The sequence below is a fragment of the Paracoccus spongiarum genome (assembly GCF_030732095.1).
Taxonomy (GTDB): domain Bacteria; phylum Pseudomonadota; class Alphaproteobacteria; order Rhodobacterales; family Rhodobacteraceae; genus Paracoccus; species Paracoccus spongiarum.
Genome location: NZ_JAVAMQ010000039.1, coordinates 1 through 10,773, shown reverse-complemented (window position 1 = coordinate 10,773; position 10,773 = coordinate 1). Strand labels below are relative to the sequence as shown.

The window sequence follows — 10,773 nt, the reverse complement described above, 5'->3', positions numbered from 1 at the left end:
AGCAACGACATCGTGAACCCGGCTGCCCAGGACGACCCGAACAGCCCCATCGCCGGCATGCCGGTGCTGGAGGTGTGGAAGGCCAAGCAGGTCTTCGTCAGCAAGCGCGGGCAGGGCACCGGCTATTCCGGCATCGAGAATCCACTATTCTTCAAGGACAACACCCGCATGTTCTATGGCGACGCCAAGGACAGCATCAACAAGCTGCTGCCGATTATCGAATAGGTATCGCAGTGCAAAAAAGAGGGGATAATCCGCTTTTGCCGAACCGAGTCGGTCCAAAACGGTCCCCCGCATGTGAGGAGGAAAGATGCCTGGTATTCTGACATTCATTCTGGCCCTGCTTCCAATTGCCACGGTCTTTCTGCTGCTGGTGGTTCTGGCACGGTCTGCCAAGCTGTCGATGGGCGTCGCCTATCTGGTCACGGCCGCGACCGCGCTGCTGGTCTGGGGAACTGACTTCAACAAGGTGCTGGGCGCCACGGTAAACGGCGCCGTGACCGCTGTCAGCCTGCTCTACATCATCTTCGGGGCCATCCTGTTGCTCTACACACTGGAGGAAAGCGGTGGAATCCGGTCGATCCGGGCGGGGTTCACGCGCATTTCGCCTGACCGCCGGGTGCAGGCCATCATCATCGCCTGGCTGTTCGGATCGCTGATCGAGGGGGCATCGGGCTTCGGCACGCCGGCGGCGATCGCGGCGCCGCTGCTGGTGGCGATCGGCTTTCCTGCAATGGCGGCGGTCCTGGTGTCACTAATCATCCAGAGCACCCCCGTATCCTTCGGAGCGGTCGGCACGCCGATCCTCGTGGGGGTCAATACCGGCCTTTCGGGGCAGGCCCTGGTCGAGCAGACCATCGCGCCGATGGCGTTCGGCGACTATCTGGTCGAGATCGCCGTCAAGGTAGCCACGCTGCATGGCCTGATAGGGTTTCTCATCCCGCTGATCATGGTCGGGATGATGACGCGGTTCTTCGGGGCCCGGCGCAGCTTTGTCGACGGCTTCAGGATCTGGAAGTTCGCGCTGTTCGCCGGGTTGGCCTTCACGGTTCCCTACTGGATCATCGCGAGCCTTCTCGGACCCGAATTCCCGTCCCTGGTGGGTGGTATCATCGGATTGCTGATCGTCGTTCCCGCAGCCAGAGCCGGCTTCTTGATGCCGAAGGACATCTTTGACTTTCCGCCGCGCGAGCAGTGGGATGGCAAATGGATCGGCAAGCTGGACGACCTCGAAGATCACCGCGCTGGACATCAGGTCATGTCGCTGCTGAAGGCATGGACACCCTACATCGTCGTGGTACTGCTGCTGGTTGCGACGCGCACCATCCCCGAACTCAAGGCCTGGCTGACCGCGCCCGGGCGCACGATGGCCTTCAACGACCTGTTCGGGTCGGGCATCAATGCGCGGGTGCAATGGCTGTACCTGCCGGGCACCGTGCTGATCCTGGCCTCGCTGTTCACGCTGGTGTTCCACAGGATGAGGGTCGGCGATTTCGGCAAGGCTGTGCGCTCCTCAGGCTCGACCATGATCGCAGCCGCCCCGGCGCTGCTTCTGGCGGTGCCGATGGTGCAGGTGTTCATCAACTCGGCGTCCGCCACGATGGCGTCGATGCCGATCGTGCTGGCCGAAGGTGTATCGTCGGTCGTCGGAGGCGCATGGCCGATGTTCGCGCCGCTGATCGGCTCGATGGGTGCCTTCGTGGCCGGGTCGAACACGATCAGCAACATGATGTTCTCGCTGTTCCAGTTCTCGACGGCCGAACAGATCGGCCTGGGCGCGACCGGTGCAGGCTTCGTTGTGGCACTTCAGGCGATCGGCGGGGCGGCGGGCAACATGATCTGCGTGCACAATGTCGTGGCGGCCTCGGCCACCGTGGGCCTTGTGGACCGCGAGGGCGAGATCATCCGCATGACCCTGATTCCGATGTTCTACTACATCGTCCAGGGCGGGTTCATCGGCCTCGCCTTCCTCGCGGGCGGCCTTAATCCGTGGTGGCTTGCGGCACTGATCTGGCCCGTGATCGTGCTGTTCACCATGTCGCGCAATCGCGGCCGGGCGCCCACCGTCCCCGCCAACAACTGAGGTCGCCATGTCCGCAAAGCCACATCCGAGGGTGGGTCTGTTCGTCACCTGCCTTGTCGACGCCATCCGTCCGCAGATCGGCTTTGCCGCCATCCAGTTGCTGGAGGAAGCCGGTTGCATCGTCGAGGTGCCGGCGGCACAGACCTGTTGCGGTCAGCCGGCCTTCAACAGTGGCGATGATGCCGATGCGGCGCATCTGGCCCGCCAGACCATCGCCGCCTTCGAGGGGCTCGATCATGTCGTGCTGCCCTCTGGCTCTTGCGCGGCGACGATGGTGCATGGCTATCCCGAATTGCTGGCGGACGACCCGGACTGGGCCGCCCGCGCCCGCGCCTTTGCCGCCAGAACGCATGAAATCACCAGTTTTCTGGTGGACGTGATGGGCTATCGTCCGCAGGGGCGCCGGCTGGATGCCTCGGCGACCTATCACGACAGCTGTTCGGGGCTGCGCGATCTGGGCGTGGCAGCGCAGCCGCGCGCGATGCTGGCCGAGATCGAGGGGCTTCAGATGCACGGCCTGGAAGGCAATGACGTCTGCTGCGGCTTCGGCGGGACGTTCTGCGTGAAATACGCCCCGATCTCGAACGCCATCGTCACCGAAAAGGCCGAGGCGATCGAACGCAGCGGCGCCGATCTGCTGCTGGCCGGGGATCTGGGCTGCCTGATGAACATGGCCGGCAAGCTGCACCGGCGCGGCGCCGCCACGCGCTGTTTCCATACCATCGAGGTTCTGGCGGGTCGCGCAGACGGCCCGGCCATCGGCGAGGAGGCGTGATCATGTCGCACCCAAAGCCACAGCCATCCTTCAAGGCCCGCGCCGGGGCGGCGCTGGCCGACCCCACACTGAAGCTGGCCATCGACCGGACGACGGGCACCGCCGAACGCAAGCGCGCCGCCGCCGTCGCGGCCTTCCCCGAATTCGACGCGGCCCGCGCACGTGGCAAGGCGATCAAGGATCACGTGATCGCGCATCTGGACCACTATCTTGAGACCTTCGAACGCAACGCCATCGCCTCGGGCGCCAAGGTTCACTGGGCCGCGGACGATGCCGAGGCCCGAGCCATCGTCACCCGCATCTGCCTTGACGCGAAGGCCAGGCTGGTCACGCGGGCCAAGTCGATGCTGGGCGAGGAGATCGGCCTTCCCCATGCGCTGGCCGATGCCGGCATTGAACGGGTCGAGACCGATCTGGCCGAACATATCATCCAGCTTGCCGGCGAGGCGCCCTCGCATATCATCTGGCCGGCCATGCACCGGACGCGCGAACAGGTGGCCGAACTGTTCAAGGCAGGCCACCACCCGCCGCCCACCGCCGACGACCCCGCGACGATGGTGCAAAGCGCACGGCGCGAATTGCGGGCCAAGTTCCTTGGCGCCGATATCGGCATCTCGGGCGCCAACTTCCTTGTGGCCGATACCGGCGCCACCTGCACCGTGACCAATGAGGGCAATGCCGAGCTGACCACCACGCCGCCCCGCATCCATATCGTGACGGCCGGGATCGAGAAGCTGGTGCCCTCGACCGCCCATGCCTTTGCGCTGCTGCGGCTGCTGGTGCGATCCGCGACCGGGGGCGAATTGACGCAATACACCACCTTTCATTGCGGGCCAAAGCGTCCGGGCGATGCCGACGGACCCGAGGAAATGCATATCGTCCTGGTCGACAACGGCCGCTCGCGCATGCTGGGCGACGAATTTCGCGAGATGCTGCGCTGCATCCGCTGCGGGGCGTGCATGAACCATTGCGTCGTCTATCGCCAGATCGGCGGGCATGCCTATGGCGGCACCTATCCCGGACCGATGGGTGCGGTGCTGACCCCGGTTCTGGACGGTCTGGCCGGGTCGCGCGACCTGCCGCATGCCTGCACGATGAACGGCCGTTGCGCCGAGGTCTGCCCGGTCGGCATTCCGATCCCGACGCTGCTGCGTGCCTGGCGGGTGCGCAGTTGGCGCGAGGGGCTGGAGCCCGGCGTCATGCGCGCCGGCATCGGCATCTGGGCGATGCTGGCCCGTCGCCCGGCGCTGTACCGGCTTGCCACGCGCCTTGCGCTGCCTGTGCTGCGGCTGTTCGGGCGACGCGGATGGATCGGCAGCCTGCCACTGGCCGGCGGCTGGACGGCGCATCGCGACCTGCCGCACCCGCCGGGGCGCAGTTTCATGGACCAGTATCGCGATCAGCAGGCGAAAAAGGGGGCGGGGCAATGACCGCACGCGACCGCATTCTGGCCGCCATCCGGGCCAGCCTGCCCACGCCGCGCCCGGCCCAAGACGCCATCGCCGCCGAGGCCGCAGCCTTGCTGGACGCGCCGGCGACAACCCGGCCGCCGCTGGCCGCTCCGACCCTTGCCGGGGCGTTCGCGGCCAAGGCCACGGCGCTGGGAACCACCATCGACGCCGTGCCCGACATGGCGGCCGTGCCCGACGCGGTGCGGCGTTATCTGGCCGCGCAGGGGCTGACCGCCTCGATTGCCCTGCAACCCGCCGCCGCGCTGTCCGATCTCGACTGGACCGGCATCGAGACACATGCCGGCATCGCCCCCGACGAGGCGGCGGCGCTGGGTGTGGCCGACTGGGGCATCGCCGAAAGCGGGTCCCTGGTGGTGCATTCAGGTCCGCAGACGCCGGTCCTGCTGTCCTTCCTGCCGCTGCATCATCTGGTCGTGTTGCATGAAACCGCGTTGTTGCCGCATCTGGAAGACTATGCCAGCCGGATCACCGGCGCGCCGCAGCCCCGCAACGCGATCCTGATCACCGGCCCCAGCGGCACCACCGACATCGAGGGCAGCTATGTCCGCGGCGCACACGGACCGGGCTTCCTGCACGTGATCCTTGTCACTTCAACAGGCTGACACGTGCTCATCTACACTGCGTGTGCAAGACAAACTCGACGCAAGAGCATATTCGCGGCAGGGCAGCCAAACCAAGGAGCATTCATGGACCAGACGCAGATTGTAGACCAGACGGCGGAATTCGTTGACCTGATCGAACGGGCGCGCGAATTGACCGTGCGCAGCCAGGCGAATGCGATGGCGAAAGCCAGCGGGCAGGATTTCTCGGTTGTTGATGCCAGATCCGTGGCCAGTGCCTATGCCCGCGCGGGCCTGGAACTGACCCGCAATCCCTGGGCGATGCTGGATTTCCAGATGAACCTGTGGAAAGACAGCGCGCAGGCTTGGGCTGGCGCCTGGACCGGCAAGGGCGAAGACAGCAAGGACCGCCGCTTTCGCGACCCGCGCTGGACAAGCAATCCGGTCAGCCGGGGACTGCGTGACGTGCATCTGGCCATCGAACAGGCGGCCGAACGGTTGCTGGACACGCTGCCGCAGGGCGACAAGGAAAGCCTGCGGGTCAGGTTCTACACCCGGCAATTGCTCAGCGCGCTGTCGCCCAGCAACTATCTGGCGCTCAATCCCGCGGCACGGGATCGTTTTCTAGAAACCGAAGGGCGCAGTCTGCTGGACGGGTTTCGCAACCTGTTGGAAGATATGGAACGCGGCGACGGCCGGCTGGCCATCGCCACCCATGACCCCGAGGCTTTCGAGGTCGGACGCGATCTGGCGACCACGCCGGGTCAGGTCGTGTTCCAGAACGAATTGATGCAGCTGATCCATTATGCGCCGCTGACCAAGACCCAGCACAAGCGTCCGCTGATCTTCGTGCCCCCGTGGATCAACAAATACTACATCTTCGACATGCGCCCCGATAACAGCCTGGTCCGCTATATGCTGGAACAGGGGCACAGCCTGTTCCTGATCTCCTGGGTCAACCCGACCAAGGAACATGCCGCGATGAGCTTCGAGGATTACATGCGGCTTGGCCCTCTGGCGGCGCTGGATGCGGTGGAAAAGGCGACCGGCGAATCCGAGGTGGACATCCTGGGCTTCTGCATCGGCGGCATTCTGGTCACCGCCACACTGGCCTATCTTGCCGCCAAGGGCGACAAGCGCGTGAAGACCGCGACGACGCTGGCCACCATGGTCGATTTCACCGATGTCGGCGAACTGGGCGTCTTCATCGACCGCGACCGGCTCAAGGTGCTGCGCGAGCATATGGCCGAAAAGGGCTATCTGGAAAATCACCACCTTCAGGACATGTTCTCGATGATCCGCGAGAACGACCTGATCTGGTCGTTCCATGTCATGAACTACCTGATGGGCCGCAAACCGCCGGCCTTCGACCTGCTGTTCTGGAACAGCGACAGCACCCGCCTGCCCGCCGCGATGCTGCTGTGGTATCTGGAAAAGATCTATATCGAGAACGGTCTGCGCCAACCAGGCTATCTGACCATGGACGGCGTCCCGATCGACATTTCCAAGATCGACATCCCGTTTTACGTGCTGGCCACCAAGGAAGATCACATCGCCGTATGGTCCTCGATCTATCCGACCACCGGCCTGCTGTCGGGCGACACCACCTTCGTGCTGGGCGGGTCGGGTCATATCGCCGGGGTCATAAATCCACCCTCGAAGCGACAGAAATACGGCTATTGGACCCGCGCGGACTATCCCGAGTCGCCCTCGGAATGGCTTGCCGGGGCTGAACATCACGACGGATCGTGGTGGCCGCACTGGCGGGACTGGATTGACAGCCATGCCGACGGCGAACAGGTGCCAGCCTATCAGCCAGGAAAGGGAGGCCTGATGCCGATCGAACCCGCCCCGGGCAGCTATGTCAGGGCGACATGACTATGGCTGCCTGTCGGGCCAGCAAGCCGCGTTCACCAGAGGCTGCCAAACTTCAGCCAACAGTGGATCGACGGTTTAGCGTTGTGGGGTGGTGCGCCGAAGAAGGTCTGTTCCGGGACAAAATGCACGAATACTTAAAGTTGGTGTGGTGGTGTCTTTAATGCACGCAGGAGGCGTGACGCCACCTTTTGGCATTCGTTGGCTTGCCGCTATTTTTACCATGAAGGCGCATCTGTCGGGGTTGCAGGGCAACACACCAGAATTGAGACAAAGCGATCGCGGCCGACACCAGGTTTTCCCGCAACCGCGGGTTCAAAAGAAGGGTGGGACATGTTCGAACATTCTGACGCTGTTCTGCTGGCTCGGATCCAGTTTGGCTTCACGGTCAGTTTTCATTTTTTGTTTCCCGCTTTCACCATCGGCTTAGCCAGCTTTCTGGCCACCCTGAACGGGTTCTGGCTTTGGACTAAAGACAAACGCTACCTCGATCTTTTTCGGTACTGGGTCAAGATTTTCTCTCTTGCGTTCGCAATGGGGGTCGTGTCGGGAATCGTCATGTCCTATCAGTTTGGGACAAACTGGTCGGTGTTTTCCGACAGGGCAGGGCCGGTGATCGGCGGTCCCATGGCCTATGAAGTCCTCTCAGCCTTCTTTCTGGAAGCTGGATTTCTCGGTATCATGCTTTTCGGACGCGAGCGTGTCGGCCCTACATTGCATATGATCGCCTGCCTTGCGGTGGCGGTGGGCACGGCAACGTCCGCCTTCTGGATTCTGAGTGTCAATAGCTGGATGCATACGCCGGCTGGTTTCAGGATAGATCCCAGCACCGGACAGTTCCTGCCGACCGACTTCTGGGAAGTGATCTTTAATCCGTCTTTCCCCTTTCGCCTGATGCACACCGTCACCGCCGCATATCTGACCACAGCGTTTGTCGTAGGCGGCGTAGCTGCCCTGCATCTGCTAAGGTCGCGGCACAGGCCGGGATCGGCCAATCCTGCGACACGCACCATGTTCTCAATGGCAATGTGGATGGCAACAATATTCGCACCGATCCAGATATTTCTGGGTGACATGCACGGCCTGAACACCCTCGAACATCAGCCAGCAAAAGTGATGGCAATGGAAGGGCATTTCCGAAGCTATCCCGAGGGCGCACCCCTCTACCTCTTCGGGATTCCAAATCAAGACGAACAGCGTCTGGACTACGCTTTTGGTATTCCCAAGCTAAGTTCTTTGATCCTAAAGCACGACTTGAACGCTCCCATGGCGGGCCTCGACACGATTCCCCGCGAAGATCAGCCACCGGTCGCGATCGTATTCTGGTCATTCCGGCTCATGGTGGCGATCGGTTTTGGGATGCTGGGCATAGGGCTTTGGTCATTGTGGACGCGGCTTCGCGGTCGATTATTTGATGCAGCCATGCTCCATCGCGCCGCGCTTGTCATGGCACCTTCTGGTCTTGTTGCTGTCCTGGCTGGGTGGTTCACGACCGAAGTTGGACGTCAGCCCTACACCATTTACGGATACTTGCGGACATCCGACAGTGTCGCGCCGCTGGACGCAGCTGCCGTCGGCACTTCGCTGATAGCGTTTGTCATCGTGTACTTTGCCGTCTTTGGGGCGGGGACCTACTATATCCTAAGACTGATGGGGCGTCCGCCGATGGAGGCCGAGCCGCGATTGGCTGAGGTGGCCGAAAGTCCCACCCGCACAGCGGGTATCACGCCGGCGCAGCAGCAGTTGACGCTGAAGGCGAACCGCAACAAACGCAACGGAGACCTCACATGATAATCGCAGAAGGTGTGTCGTTCGATCTGACGTTGGCATGGGCGTTTGTCATTGCGTTCTCAGTGCTGGTCTATGTGATTCTCGACGGTTTCGATCTCGGACTCGGAATCCTATTCGCCGTGGAACGCGATGGTCGTGATCGTGACGTCATGATGAATTCGGTGGCCCCGGTATGGGACGGCAACGAAACCTGGCTCGTGCTGGGTGGAGGTGGTTTGTTTGCTGCATTTCCCTTGGCCTACGCGCTGATACTACCCGCGCTCTATGTTCCGATTATCGCCATGCTGTTGGCGTTGATCTTTCGGGGCGTGGCGTTTGAATTTCGCTGGCGAACTCAGAGATGGCGGCAAGTATGGGATTTTGCCTTCATTGGCGGCTCTTGCCTCGCGACGTTTTTTCAGGGCATAGCGCTCGGCGGATTGCTGCAGGGCATCGACATCGACAAGGCTGCGCGCAGTTATTCCGGGGGCTGGTGGGACTGGTTAACGCCTTTTTCAGTGACCGTCGGGGTCGCTTTGATTATTGGATATATGCTTCTGGGCGCAACATGGCTTGTCATGAAGACAGCAGGCCCTTTGCAGGCCAGAATGCGGAAGCGCGCCTGGCCCCTCGGGGTGGCTACCCTTGCATTCATTGGCGCAATCAGCCTATGGACCCCATTTCTTCAGGATGGTTATTACAGCCGCTGGATCAGAGGATGGAACATCCTGCTGGCGATAGCGGTGGCAGGATCCGTTCTTGCGCTGGCGTTTGGTATGTTTCGGACGTTGCGCTTGCGAGAGAGTGACTACTGGCCATTTATATTTTCTTTGTCCTTATTCATTATCAGTTTTGTGGGCCTGGGAATTTCGATGTATCCGTATATTGTTCCCGTTGAAGTCACAATTTGGGAGGCCGCTGCACCCGAGAACAGCCAGATGTTCATGTTAGTTGGCGCGCTTGTCCTCGTTCCCATAATCCTGGCATATACAGCCTATTCTTATTGGGTGTTCCGCGGCAAAGTCGATCCAGACGAAGGTTATCACTGATGCGTCACGGGTTGATCAGACTTGCCTATTTTGTAGGCTTGTGGATGGCAAGCGTTGTGACCGTCGGGCTATTCGCCTGGTGCATTCGAATATGGATTCTGTAAGTTCAAACAAACACCGTAGAATTTAGGTAGCGACTGAAGGTGCACATTTTCAGTGTTCATCCTCATGATCATCTGCTATCCTGAAGTAGGCGTTCGCGTCGCCTTCCAAGTGAGCAGCCGGCCAAGGATCTGCGAGATAACTGTTTGAGGAAGAATGCGGGTCAACCGCCGGTTCCGACCAAAGGCGCGGAGGAGGGGCATGTACATCCCGGGCGTCGATGACGTCCAGGTCGCGCGGGAGCGCGTCCGGCCACACATCCACCGCACGCCGCTGCTAACTTCGTCTGTGCTGAACGCGCTGACCGGAGCGGACCTTTTCTTCAAGTGCGAGAACTTCCAGAGGCATTGCCAAGTTGGGTGATTGTGGGCGCAAAGGGGGGCGAAGCGTGAGCGCTTATGCGTTCATCTCGAGCGCATAGTCGTTCCACAGGCTGAAGGCGTCATCCCGTGCGTGGCGGTATGAAGATGCGGTGAGACGATAGCGGCGGGGACGGAGGAGGGTGTTGATCTGGTCATGGGCGGCGAGGAATCTCTGCGCCTGTCGTTGGGACTTGAAGCGTCCCATGATCTTCTCTCGCCGTCGCGTTGGTCTGTGTGAGCCCTCGACCCGGTTGTTCAGCCCCTTGTGTGCCCTGTGGTCGGCGTCGGGAGCCAGGTTCCGGATTGGCTTGAAGTAGCTGCGCAGCTTGTCGGTGATCATCACACGCGGCTGGCCGAATTGCGCGATGAGCCTTGCCAGAAAGTGCCTCGCGGCTCTGGCGTTCCGGCGGGTTTGCACGAGGATGTCGAGCGTGTGGCCATTGGCGTCAACCGCCCGCCAGAGCCAGTGTTTCGTAAGCTCACGCCGAAGGCCGTCTGGAGTTAACGGTTTTCTCGTGCTCCATGATGCGTTCGATGACGTCGGGCTCACACTTCTCGTCCTGCAGGAATTCAAGGATTCCGCCGTCCCATGTCCGGATGTCTGCGAGAAGTTCCCGCAGGCATTCGATGCCGCGGTCCGTGAAGGTCGTGATGCCTTCGTCGGTACCGTTGTCGACCCAGATCGTCTCGCCATAGTCGACATTGTCGGAATTGGCACTGACGAG

Annotated in this window: 9 protein-coding genes and 1 pseudogene; 8 read left to right on the top strand and 2 right to left on the bottom strand. The window is 61.7% G+C overall.

Annotated elements, in window-relative coordinates:
- The 8 genes from Q5Y72_RS19090 to cydB all read left to right on the top strand — a co-directional run.
- The coding region (locus Q5Y72_RS19090) for an NAD(P)(+) transhydrogenase (Re/Si-specific) subunit beta (protein ID WP_305964984.1) at nucleotides 1-225 on the top strand (225 nt) is incomplete at its 5' end.
- An 85-nt stretch (nucleotides 226-310) separates the two neighbouring features.
- Complete coding sequence (locus Q5Y72_RS19085; RefSeq protein ID WP_305964983.1) at nucleotides 311-2,083, top strand: L-lactate permease; 1,773 nt, start codon at nucleotides 311-313, stop codon at nucleotides 2,081-2,083.
- Between the two features lie 31 nt (nucleotides 2,084-2,114).
- A complete protein-coding gene (locus Q5Y72_RS19080; RefSeq protein WP_305964982.1) occupies nucleotides 2,115-2,858 on the top strand; it encodes a (Fe-S)-binding protein in 744 nt (247 codons plus the stop codon).
- A gap of 2 nt (nucleotides 2,859-2,860) precedes the next feature.
- A complete protein-coding gene (locus Q5Y72_RS19075) occupies nucleotides 2,861-4,288 on the top strand; it encodes a lactate utilization protein B (RefSeq protein ID WP_305964981.1) in 1,428 nt (475 codons plus the stop codon).
- The gene (locus tag Q5Y72_RS19070; protein ID WP_305964980.1) at nucleotides 4,285-4,932 is read left to right on the top strand and encodes a LutC/YkgG family protein; all 648 of its coding nucleotides are present in this window, start codon (nucleotides 4,285-4,287) and stop codon (nucleotides 4,930-4,932) included. Before Q5Y72_RS19075 ends, Q5Y72_RS19070 begins: the two co-directional genes overlap by 4 nt.
- An 84-nt stretch (nucleotides 4,933-5,016) precedes the next feature.
- Nucleotides 5,017-6,768: a class I poly(R)-hydroxyalkanoic acid synthase gene (phaC, locus tag Q5Y72_RS19065; protein WP_305964979.1), complete on the top strand. Its 1,752-nt coding sequence runs from the start codon at nucleotides 5,017-5,019 to the stop codon at nucleotides 6,766-6,768.
- A 330-nt stretch (nucleotides 6,769-7,098) separates the two neighbouring features.
- A complete protein-coding gene (locus tag Q5Y72_RS19060; RefSeq protein ID WP_305964978.1) occupies nucleotides 7,099-8,556 on the top strand; it encodes a cytochrome ubiquinol oxidase subunit I in 1,458 nt (485 codons plus the stop codon).
- Nucleotides 8,553-9,584, top strand: coding sequence for a cytochrome d ubiquinol oxidase subunit II (gene cydB / locus Q5Y72_RS19055; protein ID WP_305964977.1), 1,032 nt, complete (start codon nucleotides 8,553-8,555; stop codon nucleotides 9,582-9,584). Before Q5Y72_RS19060 ends, cydB begins: the two co-directional genes overlap by 4 nt.
- A 498-nt stretch (nucleotides 9,585-10,082) precedes the next feature.
- Here cydB and Q5Y72_RS19045 read toward each other — a convergent pair.
- A pseudogene (locus tag Q5Y72_RS19045) lies at nucleotides 10,083-10,520 on the bottom strand (IS6 family transposase); the annotation flags it as partial.
- Nucleotides 10,521-10,527: 7 nt separating this feature from the next.
- The coding region (locus Q5Y72_RS19040) for a hypothetical protein (RefSeq protein WP_305964976.1) at nucleotides 10,528-10,773 on the bottom strand (246 nt) is incomplete at its 5' end.

Coding starts and splice junctions, on each gene's coding strand:
- Q5Y72_RS19085 (WP_305964983.1), top strand. CDS start 311: ATGCCTGGTATTCTGACATTCATTCTGGCCCTGCTTCCAATTGCCACG.
- Q5Y72_RS19060 (WP_305964978.1), top strand. CDS start 7,099: ATGTTCGAACATTCTGACGCTGTTCTGCTGGCTCGGATCCAGTTTGGC.
- Q5Y72_RS19070 (WP_305964980.1), top strand. CDS start 4,285: ATGACCGCACGCGACCGCATTCTGGCCGCCATCCGGGCCAGCCTGCCC.
- Q5Y72_RS19075 (WP_305964981.1), top strand. CDS start 2,861: ATGTCGCACCCAAAGCCACAGCCATCCTTCAAGGCCCGCGCCGGGGCG.
- cydB (WP_305964977.1), top strand. CDS start 8,553: ATGATAATCGCAGAAGGTGTGTCGTTCGATCTGACGTTGGCATGGGCG.
- phaC (WP_305964979.1), top strand. CDS start 5,017: ATGGACCAGACGCAGATTGTAGACCAGACGGCGGAATTCGTTGACCTG.